This is a genomic window from Amycolatopsis xylanica (genome assembly GCF_900107045.1).
Lineage (GTDB): Bacteria > Actinomycetota > Actinomycetes > Mycobacteriales > Pseudonocardiaceae > Amycolatopsis > Amycolatopsis xylanica.
This window is the reverse complement of the sequence record NZ_FNON01000004.1, coordinates 294,337-311,754: the sequence shown is the minus strand read 5'-3', so window position 1 is coordinate 311,754 and position 17,418 is coordinate 294,337. Positions and strand designations below refer to the sequence as shown.

The window sequence follows — 17,418 nt, the reverse complement described above, 5'->3', positions numbered from 1 at the left end:
CATGGACTTCGCCGCACTGCACCGGCCGGGACACCCGCTGCTCCTGCTCAACGTCTGGGAATTCGGTCTCGCCGCTCACCTCGTGGCGCAAGGCCTCCCCGCGGTGGGCACGACCAGCCTCGGTGTCTCGGCCGCGGCGGGACAGCCTGACGGCGCTCCCCAAACCCGCCACCACACCGTCGCACTGGCGGCGTCCCTCTGCACCCTCAACGCCTTCGTCAGCGTCGACCTGGCCGACGGCTTCAGCGAAGACCCCGCCGAAGTCGCGGCACTCGCCCAGGAACTGGCGGCACTCGGCGTCGCGGGCATCAACCTCGAGGACGGCCGCCCAGACGGCTCACTGGTCGACCTCGACCACCAGCGCGCCAAGATCCGCGCGGTCACCACCCAGGCGCCCACGCTCTTCGTCAACGCCCGCACCGACACCCACTGGCTCACCGACAATCCTCCCTCGGTCGACGAAGCCCTCGCCCGAGCCCACGCCTACGTCGAAGCGGGAGCCTCCGGCATCTTCATCCCAGGCCTCAAAGCCCCCTCGGACATCGAAGCCGCGTCCGCCGCCCTCGACGTCCCGCTGAACGTCCTTTTCCAGCCCGGCAAAACCCTGTCCGACCTGGCCTCCCTGGGCGTTGCCCGAGTCAGCCTCGGCTCTCTGTCCTACCGCGTCGCACTGGCAGCCGCCGCCGACTCGGTACTCGCCGTCGCCGAAGGCCGCGACCAGTCGGTTGCCCCACCCTCGTACCCGGAGGTCGTCGCGCTCCTGCCCAGCTGACAAAGATCGCCCGCCTCCAGCCAGAATTCCGCCCGTGCCCGAGCCGCCGCCGGATCGGGCTGTCCGATCTCTTGTGCGTTGTCGTCTTGGTCGCGGAGCACCCACGGGTACCTGGCCGTGGGTGTCGCCTCAAGCAACCATTTGCGGCCACGCCAAGTGATTTGATACAGCGTCCGATCCAGGATCAACCAACGAGCCGTGCTCACGGACCGAAGCTAGAACCGGCTCAGTGGCTGGAGCTACTTTCAGTCGCCCATTCACATGAAGTCGTCGCGTACCGCAAGGAGAAATGCGCGGGCGCGTTCCCCGGTCAATGCCCGTTCACGGAAGAACTCGAAGAGATTCTGATGGTGCTGCACGTCTCTGGGATCGCGTAGCACCATCTCGCCCGAGAAGAGTTCGGCCACGACGAACCTGTCGTCGTAGATGATGAACGTGTTGAGCGCCGCACCCGGGATCTCGGCGGACTGCGGAATGATCGCGAGATCGATGTTCGGACGCGCCGTGAGTTCGGCCATGTGAGCGCATTGCCGCGCCATGACCTCCCGATCGGCCCGTCGCCATCGGACCGCCTGTTCGGTCAACACGAAGAGAAACCGGCGCGACTCGTCGTTCAACACGGTCTGCCGCTCCAGCCTGCCTCGCAATGCCTTCTCGACGTTGGTGCCGGGGCTGGTGGCGACGACAGGGGTGACCGCGGCCCGCGCGTAGTCGGGAATCTGAAGTAAGCCGCTGGGAATCGCGGGCAGGAACAATCGTTGGGTGGTGCACGATTCGGCCAGCGCTTTGAGCTCGATCTGCTTACGCCACAGCCCGGTTTCCGCCATCGTTCGCCACGAGACGTGTTCGATGTTCGCTCGCCGTGCGATCGAGATCAGCTCGCGCGCGACGTCCGCGGGAACGTCCAGCGCCGTGAGCATCCGCTCGACATCGAGCGCCGTCGGCAGCACCTTGCCCGACTCGATCCGGCTGATCTTGGACTGGGACATGGCACAGCGAACGGCAAGCCTCTCACCGGAGAGGCCGGCCGCTTTGCGAAGCCTGCGGAGCGAGGTCGCCAGATTGGGATCGGCTTGCCTGCCCTCAGAATCGGTAGTCAACGAAAGGTATGGTCTCCGACAACGCGAGATCACGCCAGTGTAAGTACGTTCCCAGTTCGGCCGGGTCGGCCAGCTCGCGGCCACGTAGGGTGCCGTCCGCGTTGAAGTTGAGCAGCGCGACCGTCGATTCGTCGAAAAGCCAGAAGTCCTGGTCCGGCCATGAGGGCGGGTGCTCGGTGACATCCGCTATCCGGTAGTCCTCACCCGCGGCCACGTTGCCGGGCACGCCCCATGACATCAGGTATCGCGTGTAGTCAGTGAACGGACGCTTGACCACTTTCGCCCGTTGGATGGTCTTCCCGGAAGCGGTGGTCTGCCGTACGTAGGCGGTCCAGTTCGCGTTGTGCCCTTCTGGTTTCGGCTCTCCTGCCAGGAAACGCGCCAACCCGGCCTGCTCGTTAGGCATGGTGTAGGTCTGATGGGTCTCCAACCGGAACGCGGAGCGCTCGAAATTCTGGAAGAGCGCGCCCATTTCCTCACCGGACAGGATCACGCCAAGCCTTTCTGTAGTTCCGAGAGCGCGCTTCGCAGCACCTCCAGTGGCAGTTCCACGGCTTGTTCTCCTGGCCCGAGCCGGAGTCCGCGCGCCGTGGTCACCGTAGCCCCTTGAAAGACGGCGGTTCCGCGATCGGACAAATAGACGGCTGGGCAATCGGTGGTCTCGCACTCGTCAGATACTCTGCGTAGCTCCATGGTCGCAGTCTCGCCACGTGGTGGTGCCGGGGCAAGCGACTGGCCTACTCCAGTCGCGCATTCGCATAAACCGGTGGCGCGTTCCGGGATGCTGGAGGCATGACGAGTACCCGCAGTGCTTTCGGAGCCGAGTTCGCCGTCCCCGCCGGATATCTCAACAGCCCCAGCATCGGCATCCCGCCTGCCCACGTGGCCGAAGCGGTCGCCGAGACCGTCGCGCGCTGGAGCCGGGGCGAGACCAAGCCGCCGGACTTCGACGAAGCCGTCGCCGTCGCCCGTGCGGCGTTCGGGCAGCTCGTCGGGGTGCCGGGGGAGTGGGTCGCGAGCGGGGTCTCCGTCGCGCAGCTCATCGCCAACGTCGCGTCCGGGCTCAAGGACGACGCGAAAGTGCTTGTGGCCAAGGGGGACTTCACGAGCGTCACGTTCCCGTTCGCCGCTCAGGCGCATCGAGGCGTCACGGTGACCGAAGTGGACTTGGCGGAGTTGCCGGGCAAGGTCGACGGCTACGACCTTGTCGCCGTCAGCGTCGTCCAGTCGGCCGATGGCGCGATCGTCGATCTCGAGAAGCTGCGCGAGGCGGCCGAAGCCACGGGCGCGAGCGTGCTGCTCGACGCCACGCAGGCGCTCGGCTGGCTGCCGCTCGACCTGGGCTGGGCGGACTGGGTGGTCGGCGCCGGGTACAAGTTCCTGTTGTCTCCCAGGGGTTCCGCGTGGCTGTCCGTGCACCCGCGGGTGCACGAGCGGACGTTGCCCGTGAACGCCAACTGGTACGCGGGTGAGGATCCTTGGCAGTCCGTCTACGGGCTTCCGTTGCGGCTGGCCGGGGACGCGCGGGCTTTCGATCTTTCGCCGGTGTGGTTCGCGCAGGTCGGGGCCGCGGTCGCGTTGCCCTATCTGGCCTCTTTGGACCTGGCGGCGGTGCGGGCGCACAACGTCGGGCTCGCCGACACGCTGCTGACCAAGCTCGGGCTGCCGGAGCGGGGCACGGCGATCCTCGCGCTCGACGGCGACGCGGCCCGGTTCGCCGAGGCGGGGGTGGTCGCGAGCGTGCGCGCGGGCAAGGTACGGGTCGGCTTCCATCTGTACAACGACCTCGGGGATGTGGAGCGGGTTCTGCACGCCATCGGGTGACGAACTACCGTGTGGACCCGTGGTTGGTGCACCTTTTTCGCCCGGGATGGGCGACACGGCTCCGCTGAGGCGGGTCGAGCCCGCGAAAAGCCCGGTCAGCCCGGTCCTCAAGGGGGCGGGACTGGTCGGGATCGCGTTGGTGTCGGGGTTGGTCTGGTGGCTGATCCGGCACGAGCCGGCGGAGCCGGTGGCCGAGCCGCCCGGCAAGTCCGCCGGCGAATTCCAGTTCGCCGTCGCGGAAAGCCCGCAGGTGGCGACCGACTGTGAGGCGCACTCGTACTCGAAGACCAAGGAGTTCTTCGCCGAGCACATGTGCACCCGGCTTTCGCGCGCGCTGTACACGACCACCGCGGGCGGCGCGAAGGCGTTGGTCTCGGTCGTGCTGGTCACCATGCCCGACGGCGAACAGGCGCAGGAGCTCAAGAAGCTCACCGACCGCGACGGCACCGGCAACGTCGACGACCTCGTCAAGGACGGCACGGCCAAGATCCCCAACGCGCCCAAGGTCTACAAGGCCAAGTACGACTCGCACGTGACCGGCAACGAGGTCGCCATCGTGATGGCCGACTTCTTCGACGGCCACAAGGACGACCCGCTCCTCAAGCGCATCACCACCGACGCACTGAGACTCGCGGGCACCCTCCGCCAGTAGGTCACGAAAGCCCGAAAGCCACTTTCGTCAGATGAGACCTGGCGAAAGTGGCTTTCGGGCTTTCACTCACGAGACCAGGAGGGCGGCGGGCTTCAGGCCCGACTGGGCGCGCCAGGGGGTGCCCCGGCGCGAGGCCGTGACGAGGGCCTGGGTCGCGGTGTCGCGCATGGCACCGTCCGAGTGCTCGACCACCGAACGCCACGCGCTCGCCACGTCGCCCTCGGCCGAGGCGACCACGGCCATCGCCGAGGCCTGGTCGGTCACCGGCTTCGGCGGGACGTAGGCGGCTTCGGGACCGCGCGGGGCCGCGCCAGCGGCGGTGAGCGTGCGCTCGCAGAAGTCACGGCGCTTGACGTGGTCGGCGGAGCCCTCCGCCACCGCCTTGCTGAAGTCACCCGGGAGGAACGCGCTGACCAGCCCGTACACCCAGATCGCGGCGTGCTCGGCGGCCAGTGCCTGCTGCAGCGCGTCGATCGTGTCCTTGCCCGCTTCGGCCGTGGTCAACGGGGCCGCGTCGTCGCCGGGGCCGAGCGCGGACGGCTTGAGCTTCTGCAGTGCCGCGCAGTCGGCGATGATCGAGGCCAGGATGCCAGCGCGGAAGCGGCTCTCCGTCGGCAGGAGCTGGGCAGCCTGCGCACGGGCGGTGGCCAGGCGCTGCTTGAGGCCCGCCATGCCCTCGGGGGCGGTCACGGGCGTGACCGCGGACTTGGGGCGGTTGAGGCGGTCCACTTCGGACTGGAGGGCGCGGGCGTGCGCCTCGCGGGCCGTGGCGACCTCCTTGGCCGCCTCGTCCTCCGAGGCCAGTGCCTGCGCGGCCGCCGCGTCGGCCTTGGCCTGCTCGAGCAGCGGGACCAACGGGTCGGGGGCATCCGCGTACCCGGGGCCGCACGCCGCCACGAGAGGCACCGCCAGCAACGCCGAACGCAGGAGCAGTCGCCTGCTGAGCTCACTCGATCTACCGGTCACGCCGACCCATCCTGCCAGTAGACGCCGACGCCCCGCCGCTAACACGTTCGTAAACACCTACCGGATAAGCTTGACGACCTACGTGACCATCGGTGAACAGGAGAGCTCCACGTGCCCAACGAACTCGCCGGCCGGCTGGAGCCGATAGTGGCCCAAGCCGTCACGGCCGCGGGCTTCGACCTCGACTCGTTCGAGGTCCAGCAAGCCGGCCGCCGTCAGCTGGTCAAGGTCGTCGTCGACGGCGACGACGGGGTGGGCTTGGACGAGGTCGCCGAGATCAGCCGCGCGGTGTCGGCCGCGCTCGACGAGAACGAGCACGTGCTGGCCAGCGCGTACACCCTCGAGGTCACCTCGCCCGGCCTCGACCGCCCGCTCGCGCGGCCGCGGCACTGGCGCCGGGCGAAGTTCCGCCTGGTCAAGGTGACCCCCAAGGAAGGCGCCGAGTTCATCGGCCGGGTCGGCCACTCCACCGAGGAGTCCGCCCGCCTGCTCGTCGACGGCAAGCTCCGTGACGTCGCGTACGCGCACGTCGCCAAGGCGGTGGTCGAGATCGAATTCAAGCAGCCGCCCGTTGAAGACCTGAAACTTCTGGAAGCGGACGCTTCCGGCATGATCGACGCCGCTGAGACCGGGGCGAAGGAGGAGCCGAAGTGAACGTCGACATCGCCGCGCTGCGTGCGATCGAGCGGGACAAGGACATCCCCTTCGAAACGGTCATCGACGCCATCGAGACCGCGCTGCTGACCGCGTACAAGCACACCGAGGGCCACCAGCCCCACGCCAAGATCGACATCGACCGCAAGAGCGGCCTGGTCCGTGTGCTGGCCCGCACCTTCGACGAGACCGGTGAGGTCGCGGAGGAGTGGGACGACACCCCCGAGGGCTTCGGCCGGATCGCGGCCACCACCGCGCGGCAGGTCATCCTGCAGCGCCTGCGCGACGCCGAGCACGAGCGCACCTTCGGCGAGTTCGCGGCCAAGGAGGGCGAGATCATCGCCGGGGTGATCCAGCGTGACGCCCGCGCCAACGCCCGCGGCATGGTCGTCATCCAGGTCGGCGAGGTCGAGGGCGTGCTGCCGTCGGCCGAGCAGGTGCCCGGCGAGTCCTATGAGCACGGCAGCCGGATCAAGGCCTACGTGGTCGGCGTCTCGCGCGGCAACCGCGGCCCGCAGATCACCTTGTCACGGACGCATCCCAATCTGGTGCGCAAACTGTTCGCGCTCGAGGTCCCGGAGATCGCCGACGGCACCGTCGAGATCGCCGCGGTGGCGCGCGAGGCGGGCCACCGGTCCAAGATCGCCGTCCACTCGAAGGTCCCCGGCGTCAACGCGAAGGGCGCCTGCATCGGGCCCGTCGGCGCCCGTGTCCGCAACGTGATGAGCGAGCTCGCCGGCGAGAAGATCGACATCATCGACTACTCCGAGGACCCCGCGCGTTTCGTCGGGAATGCTTTGTCGCCCGCGAAGGTTGTGTCTGTCCGGGTGATCGACGAGCGGGCGAAGACGGCCAGGGTGGTCGTGCCGGACTTCCAGCTTTCGCTGGCCATCGGCAAGGAAGGCCAGAACGCGCGGCTCGCCGCGAGGCTGACCGGCTGGCGGATCGACATCCGCAGCGACGCGGCCGCGCCGGACGCGGAAGGCTCCCAGGACGAGGGTGACGAAGGCCACCCCGATCAGGGACGGCGCGCGGCGGTAACCGGTTCGGCTGAGTGAAGGTCGACGGGCTAGACTCACTAGTGGTTCACCTCGCGCGGCCTGCCGCACACCCCCAGCTCCGGGACAGTCCGGTGCGGACATGTGTGGGATGCCGCAAGCGGTGTGAAGCCGGCGAGTTGCTGCGAGTGATCGCGGCGGACGGACGGCTGGTCGTCGACGAACGTCGGCGGCTGCCTGGCCGGGGTGCGTGGCTGCACCCCGAGCAGGACTGCCTGACGAAAGCCGAACGTCGCCGGGCGTTCCCGAGGGCCCTCAAGGTCACCGGGGCGCTGGACGCCAGCGGCGTGCGAGACCATTTCGCGCGGTTAGCCGCGTTGAGTGCGGACGAGGGACAGCCCCGAGTCCATCAGGAATCAAGGAAGCAGGTCGACCCGTCATGAGTCAGCCGTGAAGCTGAAGCCATGAACGCGCGACAATAGGACGAGGTCGACGGGTCTGCCGCCGGCCTCCCCAGTGAGGAGAGCTGTGCCAGGCAAGGCCCGCGTACATGAGCTCGCGAAAGAGCTCGGAGTCACCAGCAAGGAAGTTCTCGCCAAGCTCAAAGAGCAGGGTGAGTTCGTGAAGTCCGCGTCGTCGACGGTCGAGGCCCCGGTGGCCCGCCGCCTCCGCGACGCGTACCCCAGCAAGGGCGGCAAGAAGCCGACCCCTGCCCCGCCGCGTCCCGCGGCACCGGCGTCCAACGGCACCCCTGCCGCCGCGCCAGCCAAGAGTGCCCCCTCGGCCCCGGCCAAGCCGGCGACCCCGGCTCCGGCCGCCGCCGCGCCCTCGGCACCCCAGGCACCTTCCGCCCCGGCATCGACCGGCCCGCGTCCCGGCGGCATGCGCCCCGGCCCGCGTCCCGGCCCGAAGCCGCCGGCGCCCGCTCCCGTCCAGGAGCCCGCACCGGTAGCCAAGGCAGAGCCCGCCGCTCCCGCGGCCAAGGCGACGCCCGCTCCGGCCGCGCCGAAGCCGCCCGCTCCGCAGCAGCCGCCCGCACAGGCGCCCGCTGCCGCGTCCGCGGCTCCGTCCACGCCGTCCGTGGTCCCGCCGAAGCCGCAGGGCCCCAAGCCCGCTGGCCCGAAGCCCGGCCCGCGTACGCCGAAGGTCGGCAACAACCCGTTCGGTGTCGGTTCCGGTGCTCCGGCCCCGCGTCCGGCCGGTCCCCGTCCGGGACCCGGTCAGTCGCAGGGTGGCGCCGGTGACCGTCCGCCGCGTCCCGGTGGCGGCGCCGGTGAGCGTCCGGCTCCGCGTCCTGGCGGTGGCCAGGGTGGCGGCAACCGGCCGACGCCCGGCAACATGCCCCCGCGCCCGAACCCGGGCATGATGCCCGGCCGTCCGGCTCCCCGTCCCGGTGGTGGACCCGCCGGTCGCGGTGGTCCCGGCGGCGCCCCGCGTGGCGGTCCCGGCGCCGGTGCCCGTGGTGGCCCCGGTGGCGGCGCTCGCGGCGGCCCCGGTGGCGGCGGCGGTGGCTTCCGTCCCGGTGGTGGCGGCGGTGGCGGTGGCGGCTTCCGTCCCGGTGGCGGCGGTCCCGGTGGTGGCGGTGGCGCCCCCGCCGGTGGCGGCGGCTTCCGTGGTGGCGGCGGCGGTCGTGGTGGCCCCGGTGGCCGCGGCGGCACCGCTGGTGCCTTCGGCCGTCCCGGTGGACCCTCGCGCAAGGGCCGCAAGTCGAAGCGGCAGAAGCGCCAGGAGTACATGGACAACATGCAGGCGCCCAGCGTCGGCGGCGTCCGCCTGCCCAAGGGCACCGGCGAGACGATCCGGCTGCCGCGTGGTGCCTCGCTGACCGACTTCGCCGAGAAGATCGACGCCAACCCGGCTTCGCTGGTGCAGGTGCTCTTCCACCTCGGTGAGATGGTCACGGCGACGCAGTCCGTGTCGGACGACATCCTCGAGCTGCTCGGCGGCGAGATGAACTACGTCGTCCAGGTCGTCAGCCCGGAGGAAGAAGACCGCGAGCTGCTCGAGACCTTCGACATCACCTACGGCGACGACGCGGGTGACGAAGAGGATCTGCGGGTCCGTCCGCCGGTCGTGACCATCATGGGTCACGTCGACCACGGTAAGACCCGCCTGCTCGACACGATCCGGAAGTCGAAGGTGCGTGAAGGTGAAGCCGGTGGCATCACCCAGCACATCGGCGCCTACCAGATCGAGGCCGAGCTCGAGGGCAACCCGCGCCTGATCACCTTCATCGACACCCCGGGTCACGAGGCGTTCACCGCCATGCGTGCCCGTGGCGCCAACTCCACGGACATCGCGGTGATCGTGGTCGCGGCCGACGACGGCGTCATGCCGCAGACGGTCGAGGCGATCAACCACGCGCAGGCCGCCAAGGCCCCGATCGTGGTCGCGGTCAACAAGATCGACAAGGAGGGCGCGAACCCGGACAAGATCCGGCAGCAGCTCACCGAGTACAACCTGGTGGCCGAGGAATACGGTGGCGACACCATGTTCGTCGAGATCTCCGCGAAGCAGGGCATCAACATCGACGGCCTGCTCGAGGCGATCCTGCTCACCGCCGACGCCACGCTGGACCTCCGGGCCAACCCGGACATGGAGGCCCAGGGTGTCGCGATCGAGGCGCACCTCGACCGCGGCCGCGGCCCGGTGGCCACCGTCCTGGTCCAGCGCGGCACGCTGCGCGTCGGCGACTCGGTCGTCGCCGGTGACGCGTACGGCCGGGTCCGCCGGATGGTCGACGAGCACAACAACGACGTCACCGAGGCGCTGCCCTCGCGTCCCGTCCAGGTCATCGGCTTCACGTCGGTGCCGGGCGCGGGCGACACGTTCCTCGTCGTCGACGAGGACCGCGTGGCACGCCAGATCGCCGAGCGTCGTTCGGCGCGCACCCGCAACGCCCTCAACGCCTCGCGCCGCAAGCGCGTCAGCCTCGAGGACCTGGATGCCGCGCTGAAGGAGACCAGCACCCTCAACCTGATCATCAAGGGTGACAACTCCGGTACCGTCGAGGCACTGGAAGCGTCCTTGATGCAGCTCGAGGTCGGCGACGACGTCGAACTCAACGTCGTCCACCGCGGTGTCGGTGGCGTCACCGAGTCCGACATCGACCTGGCGACCGCGTCCGACGCGATCGTCCTGGGCTTCAACGTCCGTGCGCAGGGCAAGGCGACCGAGCGGGCCAACCGCGAGGGCGTCGACGTCCGCTACTACACGGTCATCTACCAGGCGATCGACGAGATCGAGGCCGCGCTCAAGGGCATGCTCAAGCCGGAGTTCGAAGAGGTCGAGCTCGGCCGGGCGGAGATCCGCGACGTCTTCAAGTCGTCGAAGATCGGCACCATCGCCGGTTGCATGGTGGTCTCGGGCGAAATCCGCCGCAACGCGCGTGCGCGTCTGCTGCGGGACGGCACCGTGATCGCGGAGAACCTGCCGATCAGCTCGCTCAAGCGGTTCAAGGACGACGCCACCGAGGTCCGCGAGGGCTTCGAGTGTGGTCTGACCTTGGGCAACTACAGCGACCTGAAGGTCGGCGATCTCATCGAGACGTACGAGCAGCGCGAGAAGCCGCGCGCGTAGTGCGTTCGGTCCGGCCGGGGAGGAAGCTTCCTCCCCGGCCGGACCTTTAATAAAGATCATTTTCGGTCCGACTGATTTACCCTGATGCCATGTTCGTTGGAGCCCTCGAGCTCGACATCCTGCTCGGCGATGTCCATTCGTTGAAGCAGAAGCGATCCGTGGTGAAACCGGTGCTCGCCGAGGTGCGCAAGCGCTTCGACGTCTCGGTGGCCGAAGCGGGCCACCTCGATCTGCACCGGCGCACCCTGATCGGCGCCGCCGTCGTCGCGGCGGACGGCGCACACGTCCGGGACGTGCTCGACAGCTGCGAGCGATTCATCGCGAGCAGGCCGGAGTTCGAGCTGCTCTCCGCGCACCGCAGGCTCATCGGTCCGGACGACTAGAACCAGTTTTCGCCGTAGAAAGGAGTGCGTCGTGGCCGACCCGGCACGCGCGCGCAAGCTCGCCAAGCGGATCTCGCAGATCGTCGCGTCCGCGATCGAGCATGACATCAAGGACCCGCGCCTCGATCACGTGACGATCACCGACACGAAGATCACCGCCGACCTGCACGATGCGACCGTCTACTACACCGTCCTCGGTGAGCGGCTCGACTCCGTGCCCGACCTCGCGGGCGCGGCCGCCGCGCTCGAGGCGGCCCGCGGCGTGCTGCGCACCAAGGTCGGGCAGGGCACCGGCGTCCGGTACACGCCGACGCTGGCGTTCGTCACCGACAACATCCCCGAGGACGCCAAGCGGATCGAAGACCTGCTGGCCAAGGCCCGCGAGGCCGACGCCGAGGTCGCCAGGCTCGCTGCCGAAGCCCAGCACGCGGGCGAGGCCGACCCGTACAAGGCGCCTCGTGAGGACAACGACGACGAGCTCGCCGAGTCCGAGGAAAGCCGTAACTGACAAGGGTTTGTCCCGCCGGGGTCTGCTCCTCGGTGGCGCGGCGCTGCTGATGACCGGCAGTGCCTGCACCACCGCGCCGCCGGCACCTGAGCCGGGACCACCCGCCGAGCCGCCGCCTTCCGCACCCGCTCCGCTGACCGCTCCGGTGGTGGTGGAACGGGTGCGGTCGGCCGCTCGGGGCACCGACGTGAACCTGGTGCTGATCACGCCCGAAGGCGTCCCTGCCGCGGATTTGCCGGTATGCCTGGCTTTGCACGGCCGAGGCGCCAACGCGCGGGTGTTCCTCGATCTCGGCCTGCCCGCGGCGTTGACCGCGGCGGTGCGATCCGGGATGAAGCCGTTCGCCGTGGCCGCGGTCGATGGGGACCATTACTGGGTGCGCACGACCTCCGACGACGATCCACAAAGGATGCTGCGCGAAGAAGTGCCGGGCTGGGTCACGCATCGCGGCCTGCGTGAACCGTCGGCGGCCTTCGGGATCTCCATGGGCGCGTTCGGCGCACTGCGGTACGCGCGCGATCGTCCGGACCTCAAAGCCGTCGCCGCGTGCAGTGCGGCGTTGTTCGTCAGCTGGCCGGATGCCAAGTCCCGCAAGGTTTTCCGCGACCAGGCGCAGTGGGAGGCCGAGGAGCCGTTGCGGCACACGGACGAACTGCGCGACCGGCCCATCGGGCTCTGGTGCGGCAACTCCGACCCGTTTGTCGCGGCGGACCGCAAGTTCTCGCAGGCCGCCAAGCCGGAGGTCTCCGCCTTCTCGGCGGGCGCGCACAACGACACTTATTGGAAACGCGTCCTGCCCGACATCGTCAAGTTCGTCGGCGCCAAGATCACTTAGCCCGGAAGCCGTCCAGCAGGAACGTCAAATGCCTGCGCCAGTCGGGAATGCTCGACGTCGCCGCGATGGCGTTGACCAGATCGCCTGCTTCGAAGTCCTGCCGCAACTCGCCCGCGTCCTGCGCTCGGCCGACGAGAGCGGTGATCATCTCCCAGATCGCGGTTTTCGCCTTGTCGATCTCGGGCGCCTCGACCGTGCCGGAACAGACCTCGGCGAACCCGCGATCGGTCGACTGCCGCTCGCAACTCGTCTCCACGAAGTAGACGAGCCCCGCCCAGGCATCCTCGAGCGCCAGTGCCTGGGCGCCGGTCTCCAGCACCTGTTCGAGCTGGGGGAGGAAGGCGGCTTCGATCAGGTTCACGCGGGCGGGGAAGCGGTTGTAGAGCGTGCCGATGGCGACCCCGGCCCGGCGCGCGATCTCCTCCAGCGGCGCGTCGAGCCCCTTGCTGCCGAACACCTCGCGCGCGGCCGCGACCAGCAGGTCGCGGTTGCGTTGCGCGTCTCGGCGTAGCGGGCGGTCCACGTTCTCCAGTATAGGTAAGTTGAGAGTGTCCTCAAGTTGAGGTAGCGTGTTGAACATGAGGGTCTCCTCAACTTATCTCGCTGGAGGGAATTCATGAAGACGCTCGCGATTTTCGGCGCGGGGCCCGGCCTGGGCATTTCGACGGCGCGCCGGTTCGGCAAGGAGGGCTACCGGGTCGCGCTGGTGTCCCGCACCGGGGACCGGCTGAAGTCCTTTGTGGACGACCTGGCGGCCGAAGGCGTCAAGGCCGAGGCCTTCACGGCGGACCTGGCCGACCTGAGCGGGCACGCCGCGCTGGTCGAGGCCATCGGCGGCATCGATGTCGCGGTGATCAACGGCTACCTGAAGTTCGAGCACGTCCGCCCGACGCTCGACATCGACGTCGAGTCCATGCGCCTCGCGATGGAGGGCACCACACTCGCCCCGCTTTCGCTGACCAGGCTGCTGCTGCCGCGCCTGCTGGAGCAGGGTGACGGCGGCCTGCTCTACGGCATCGGCCTGTCGGCCAAGGATCCGCTCCCGCAGCTGGCGATGCCGGGCGCCGCGCAGGCTTCACTGCGCAACTACGTGCACAACCTGCACCTCGCGTTGGCGGACAAGGGAATCTACGCCGGCGCGCTCACGCTGGGGGTGCTGATCGAGCGCAGTGACGCGCAGGTGATGTTCGACTCGATCCCCGAGGCCACGCTCGGCTTGGAGCCGGAAAGGTCGGAGCCGGACGACCTCGCGGAGCTCTACTGGGATCTCTACACCCGTCGTGACCGCGCCGAGCAGGTCGTCGGCCAGTTCTAGATCGATCACCTGACGTAGGTGACGGTCCTGCCATAGGGGACGAACCCGAGGTCCTCGTACAACGGCGCCGCAGCGGCTGCCTTGGCGAGTCCCCGCACCGGATAGACGACGGCCTGGTCCGCGCCCGCGTCCCGCAGCGCGCCCAGCGCGGCGAGGCACACCGCGCGGGCCAGGCCCCGGCGCCGGAACCGGGGATCGGTGCCGACCGGTTCGAGCTCCCCGACCCGGTTGCGTTCGTCCAGCCAGATCAGGCAGCTGGCGGCGAAGGTGTCGTCCTCGGCCTCGGCGACCCAGTCCAAAGTGGACCGATAGGGCCAGGTGCCCATGGCGGTGCGGTAACTCTCCTCGGTGACCTTCGACGGCTGCCAAGCCGCCTGGTGCACGGCAACGCGCCGCGCGAGGTCTCCGGGTTCGACGTGCCGGAGCCGGAAGCCTTGCGGGGCAACGGGTTCCGGCAGATCGTCGAGCGGGAGGCGCATGTAGTCGCTGTAGACGGGGGAGTCCTCGAGCCGGTAGCCCTGGCGTTCCAGCGCGGCCCGCAGATGGGTTTCCCTGTCCAGCAGGGTGATGCTGCGTGCTTCCGACTCGGCGACGGTGTCGAACCAGCGCAGCACCTCGTCGGCGAGTTCGGGGCGCGCCGGGTCGACGAGGAAGTGCAGGCCGTCGGGCAGGAACGCCCAGCCCCAAGCGACGACCTCGCCGCCGTCCTCCCAGAGCGCGGTCGGATGCAGCGCCTCACGCCCGGCGATGTGCGTCCGCTCCCAGGCCTGGTCGCCGACGTGGCAGTAGTTGTCGAGCGACCAGATCCGCTCGGTGAGCGACTGCATCGCCCGCAGATCCTCTGGCCCGGCGTACCGGCGCATGGTGATCATCCGTCCGAGCATTCCGCAGCCGACGGCCTGCCCGCCACTCATTTACCCACCTGGGGTCGTGAGTGGTACGGCCGGTTAGAACCGGCCGTACCACTCACGACCCCCAGTCGGTGGACAAGCGGCTTGACTGTGGCTGAGCAAACCGGCGAAAACACTCAGGACGGTTTCGAGGCGACCACGAGGTCGCGCACGATCGCCTGGTCGACGCGGTGCGAGAACTCTTCGTAAGCCCCACCTTCGCGGACTTCGAGGCCGGCGCGCTTCAGGATGTCCACCAAATCCGCGCGCGGGCAGACATTGGTGTTCCACGAGATGCCCAAAGCGCCGCCTGGACGGAGCACCCGCGACCACACCGGCACGGCCGCGGCCAGCAGGTCGTGCGGGCTGCGGGCCAGGCCCGCGTCGCGGTGGCTGCCGTGCTGCACGCCGTACGGGGCGTCCGTGATGATCAGGTCCACCGACTTCGCGCGCAGCAGCTCGTCGGTCGTGAGCGTGTCGGCGTTGAAGTACGTGATCTTGCGGGTGTCGCCTGCCTTGTACTGCTCCTTCGTCAGCCCGAACTCGAGGTCGAGCCGCCGCCCGAGGCGCACCTTGTTGCGGCGGACCTGGCCGGACTCGGCGGTGTGCTTGACCCGCTTGGTCCGCAGCCACGTCTTGATGAACATCTCGTAGGCGTCGAAGTCCTTGCCGTCGACGTCGAGCCCGTAGGCGTGGCAGCCGTACATCATCGCCTGGTTCAGCGTGGTGCCGCGCCCGCACAGCGGGTCGAGCACGTACAGCGGCTCACCGAACACGGGCTTCGCGCCCGCCAGCAGCGTCACGTTGAACAGCAGCTTCGTGAACAGCTCGTTCGTCTTGCCCGGGTACTTCTGGATGGTCAGCAGGTCCGAGTCGAAGGCGGCGGCCGGCTCGATGGTCACCGGCTTCAAGGCGCCGTCGCCGCGTTCGAACAGCGCGTACAGCGAGGACAAATTGGACAGTAACGCCAGGTCCGTGGCCGTCAGCGGCGCTTCGCTGCCGAAGGTCACGTAGCTGACGCCACCGATCCGGTCTTCGCCGATCTCGCCGAGCGGGGAGCTCAGCGCGGCGCCGAACACGGCCAGTTCGGCGCGCAGCAGCGCGGGGGAGGAGTCGGTGTACACCCGGTTGGCCGACGGATACACCAGGATCGCGTACTCAGGCATCCCGGAGAGCGTAGCGTGACCGACCGTGACAGCGTCTTTGGAGCACGACATCCGGCAAGCGGCCGCCCTCCTGTCCACCGCCACCGACGTGACCCTGCTCGGGCACGTGCGGCCCGACGCCGACGCGCTCGGCAGCGCGCTCGCGCTCGGGCGCGTGCTGAGCAAACGCGGCGCGACCGTGCGCGTGTCCTTCGGGACCGGCGGTGGCGAGTGGGTGCCGCCCGAGACGCTGCGCGGGCTCGACGCCGACGGCCTGCTCGTGCGGCCCGACGAGCTGCCCGAGACCGAGCCGCTGCTCATCGGGCTCGACACGCCGACGCTGGGCAGGCTCGGGTCGCTCGGCGGCCGGGTCGCGAAGGTGAAGGAGACCGGCGGGCAGGTGCTGGTCGTCGACCATCACGCGTCCAACCAGTTCTACGGCACCCACCACGTGGTCGACGAGACCGCCGAGGCGACGGCCGTGCTGGTGCTGCAGCTGATCGACGCCCTCGGTGACGAGCTCGACGAGCCGACCGCGCGCTGCCTGTACGCCGGGCTGGTCACCGACACCGGCGGCTTCCGGCGCGCCCGCCCGGTGACGCACGCGATGGCCGCGCGGCTGCTCGACGCCGGGGTCCAGCCGATGGCGCTGACCAGGGAGATCATGGACTCCCACCCGTTCGCCTACCTGCCGATGCTCGCCACGGTGCTGGCGGGCGCCCGGCTCGAACCGGACAGCGCGCAGGGCCTCGGCCTGGTGCACGCGGTCGTCACGGCCGAGACGGCGTCGACCGTGCGGTCGGAAGAGGTCGAGTCCGTCATCGACGTCGTGCGGGCGACCCGCGACGCCGAGGTCGCCGTCGTGCTGAAGGAGGGCCTGCCGGGGGAGTGGCAGGTCTCCCTGCGCGCGATGGGGAAGATCGACGTCTCGCTGGCCGCGCGCGAACTCGGCGGCGGCGGGCACCGGCTGGCCGCCGGGTGCACCGTCCATGGCACCGCCGAGCACGCGCTCGGCCTCCTGCGTGACGCGCTCGACCGCGCGCCCCGCCTCTAGCTCACCGGCCCGTTGTAGGCCCAGACGCTGAAAGAACCGCCCTGCGGGTCACGCAGGGCGGCCAGCGGCCCGACCGGTGTGTCCACCGGGCCGTGCACGGTGGTGGCGCCGAGTTCCTTCGCCTGTGCGACGGTCGCGTCGACGTCGGCGACGGAGAAGTAGACGATCCAGCGGCTCACGGCGCCTTCCACGGTCGGCGCGTGGACGCCGCCGATCATGGTCTCGCCCGCGTTGAGGCCGACGAACGGCGAGCCGCCGAGGTCCACGACGTTCTTGGTGAGCCCGAGCACCTCTTCGTAGAACGCGAGCGCCGCGTCGATGCCCTCGGTCATCAGCTCGCTCCAGATGAACGTGCCGGGCTCGTTCACCAAGGACGCGCCGATGTGGCTTTTCGCTTGCCAGACCGCGAAAGTGACGCCGTTGGGGTCTTCGGCGAAGGCCGTCCGGCCCGCGTCCGCCACGTCCAGCGGACCGGTGAGCACCTTGCCACCGGCGGCCTCGATCGTGGCCGCGGCGGCGTCGGCGTCCGGCACCGCGAAGTAGGTGGTCCACTTGACGGCGTCGTCCGGCGCGATGGCCGCGACCACCGCGCCGTCCTTCAGCGCCATCGAGTAATGCTCGTCGAGATCGGTGAATTCCCAGCCGAACAGGCCGCCGTAGAACGACTTCGCGGCGGCCGGATCGGTGGTCCGCAGGTCGACCCAGTTGGGTGTGCCCTGGCTGTAGGCGGTGCGTTGAGGCAT

The 17,418-nt window shown here is 69.5% G+C and carries 19 protein-coding genes; 12 read left to right on the top strand and 7 right to left on the bottom strand.

Annotation, left to right across the window (positions count from 1 at the left end):
• Position 1 precedes the first annotated feature (1 nt).
• Positions 2 to 772: an isocitrate lyase/PEP mutase family protein gene (locus BLV57_RS20390; protein WP_091291080.1), complete on the top strand. Its 771-nt coding sequence runs from the start codon at positions 2 to 4 to the stop codon at positions 770 to 772.
• Between the two features lie 257 nt (positions 773 to 1,029).
• Here the strand turns inward: BLV57_RS20390 and BLV57_RS20385 are convergent, their stop codons facing one another.
• Complete coding sequence (locus tag BLV57_RS20385) at positions 1,030 to 1,872, bottom strand: helix-turn-helix domain-containing protein (RefSeq protein ID WP_176968729.1); 843 nt, start codon at positions 1,870 to 1,872, stop codon at positions 1,030 to 1,032.
• A complete protein-coding gene (locus BLV57_RS20380) occupies positions 1,856 to 2,365 on the bottom strand; it encodes a DUF6879 family protein (protein ID WP_245757421.1) in 510 nt (169 codons plus the stop codon). The genes BLV57_RS20385 and BLV57_RS20380 overlap by 17 nt, the downstream gene beginning before the upstream one ends.
• A gap of 299 nt (positions 2,366 to 2,664) precedes the next feature.
• Here BLV57_RS20380 and BLV57_RS20370 point away from each other — a divergent pair, with 299 nt between their 5' ends.
• Together BLV57_RS20370 and BLV57_RS20365 are read left to right on the top strand one after the other, a co-directional pair.
• Positions 2,665 to 3,696, top strand: a complete 1,032-nt coding sequence (locus BLV57_RS20370; RefSeq protein ID WP_091291073.1) for an aminotransferase class V-fold PLP-dependent enzyme — start codon at positions 2,665 to 2,667, stop codon at positions 3,694 to 3,696.
• Positions 3,697 to 3,742: 46 nt separating this feature from the next.
• A complete protein-coding gene (locus BLV57_RS20365; protein ID WP_091291071.1) occupies positions 3,743 to 4,348 on the top strand; it encodes a hypothetical protein in 606 nt (201 codons plus the stop codon).
• A 66-nt stretch (positions 4,349 to 4,414) separates the two neighbouring features.
• Here BLV57_RS20365 and BLV57_RS20360 read toward each other — a convergent pair whose 3' ends face one another.
• Entirely contained in the window at positions 4,415 to 5,314 is a 900-nt protein-coding gene (locus BLV57_RS20360; RefSeq protein WP_091291068.1) for a ferritin-like domain-containing protein, read from the bottom strand.
• Positions 5,315 to 5,425: 111 nt separating this feature from the next.
• On the opposite strand from BLV57_RS20360, the gene rimP reads away from it, so the two are divergent.
• The 7 genes from rimP (at position 5,426) to BLV57_RS20325 (ending at position 12,271) form a co-directional block, all read left to right on the top strand.
• Positions 5,426 to 5,968: a ribosome maturation factor RimP gene (gene rimP / locus BLV57_RS20355; RefSeq protein WP_091291065.1), complete on the top strand. Its 543-nt coding sequence runs from the start codon at positions 5,426 to 5,428 to the stop codon at positions 5,966 to 5,968.
• Positions 5,965 to 7,026, top strand: a complete 1,062-nt coding sequence (gene nusA / locus BLV57_RS20350; protein ID WP_091291063.1) for a transcription termination factor NusA — start codon at positions 5,965 to 5,967, stop codon at positions 7,024 to 7,026. The genes rimP and nusA overlap by 4 nt, the downstream gene beginning before the upstream one ends.
• 128 nt (positions 7,027 to 7,154) lie before the next feature.
• Positions 7,155 to 7,409: a YlxR family protein gene (locus BLV57_RS20345; RefSeq protein WP_425426021.1), complete on the top strand. Its 255-nt coding sequence runs from the start codon at positions 7,155 to 7,157 to the stop codon at positions 7,407 to 7,409.
• An 85-nt stretch (positions 7,410 to 7,494) separates the two neighbouring features.
• Positions 7,495 to 10,545 (top strand): translation initiation factor IF-2, encoded by a 3,051-nt coding sequence (gene infB, locus BLV57_RS20340; protein WP_091291062.1) that lies wholly within the window; start codon positions 7,495 to 7,497, stop codon positions 10,543 to 10,545.
• 89 nt (positions 10,546 to 10,634) lie between these two features.
• On the top strand, positions 10,635 to 10,928 hold the full coding sequence (locus BLV57_RS20335) for a DUF503 domain-containing protein (RefSeq protein ID WP_091291059.1): 294 nt from the start codon (positions 10,635 to 10,637) through the stop codon (positions 10,926 to 10,928).
• A gap of 31 nt (positions 10,929 to 10,959) precedes the next feature.
• Entirely contained in the window at positions 10,960 to 11,436 is a 477-nt protein-coding gene (gene rbfA / locus BLV57_RS20330; RefSeq protein WP_091291056.1) for a 30S ribosome-binding factor RbfA, read from the top strand.
• 7 nt (positions 11,437 to 11,443) lie between these two features.
• Positions 11,444 to 12,271: an alpha/beta hydrolase gene (locus BLV57_RS20325; RefSeq protein ID WP_425426012.1), complete on the top strand. Its 828-nt coding sequence runs from the start codon at positions 11,444 to 11,446 to the stop codon at positions 12,269 to 12,271.
• Here the strand turns inward: BLV57_RS20325 and BLV57_RS20320 are convergent.
• Positions 12,264 to 12,794, bottom strand: a complete 531-nt coding sequence (locus tag BLV57_RS20320) for a TetR/AcrR family transcriptional regulator (RefSeq protein WP_245757420.1) — start codon at positions 12,792 to 12,794, stop codon at positions 12,264 to 12,266. The two genes, BLV57_RS20325 and BLV57_RS20320, sit on opposite strands and share 8 nt — an antisense overlap.
• Positions 12,795 to 12,887: 93 nt before the next feature.
• On the opposite strand from BLV57_RS20320, the gene BLV57_RS20315 reads away from it, so the two are divergent.
• Positions 12,888 to 13,586, top strand: a complete 699-nt coding sequence (locus tag BLV57_RS20315) for an SDR family NAD(P)-dependent oxidoreductase (RefSeq protein ID WP_091291052.1) — start codon at positions 12,888 to 12,890, stop codon at positions 13,584 to 13,586.
• 5 nt (positions 13,587 to 13,591) lie between these two features.
• On the opposite strand, the gene BLV57_RS20310 is transcribed toward BLV57_RS20315, so the two are convergent.
• Both BLV57_RS20310 and BLV57_RS20305 read right to left on the bottom strand, forming a co-directional pair.
• Positions 13,592 to 14,500, bottom strand: a complete 909-nt coding sequence (locus tag BLV57_RS20310; protein ID WP_091291049.1) for a GNAT family N-acetyltransferase — start codon at positions 14,498 to 14,500, stop codon at positions 13,592 to 13,594.
• A 113-nt stretch (positions 14,501 to 14,613) separates the two neighbouring features.
• Positions 14,614 to 15,642, bottom strand: a complete 1,029-nt coding sequence (locus BLV57_RS20305; protein ID WP_176968727.1) for a TRM11 family SAM-dependent methyltransferase — start codon at positions 15,640 to 15,642, stop codon at positions 14,614 to 14,616.
• Between the two features lie 25 nt (positions 15,643 to 15,667).
• Between BLV57_RS20305 and BLV57_RS20300 the strand changes: the two genes are divergently transcribed.
• Positions 15,668 to 16,675 (top strand): DHH family phosphoesterase, encoded by a 1,008-nt coding sequence (locus BLV57_RS20300; RefSeq protein ID WP_091291048.1) that lies wholly within the window; start codon positions 15,668 to 15,670, stop codon positions 16,673 to 16,675.
• On the opposite strand, the gene BLV57_RS20295 is transcribed toward BLV57_RS20300, so the two are convergent.
• Positions 16,672 to 17,418, bottom strand: coding sequence for a VOC family protein (locus BLV57_RS20295; protein WP_091291045.1), 747 nt, complete (start codon positions 17,416 to 17,418; stop codon positions 16,672 to 16,674). The genes BLV57_RS20300 and BLV57_RS20295 overlap by 4 nt on opposite strands.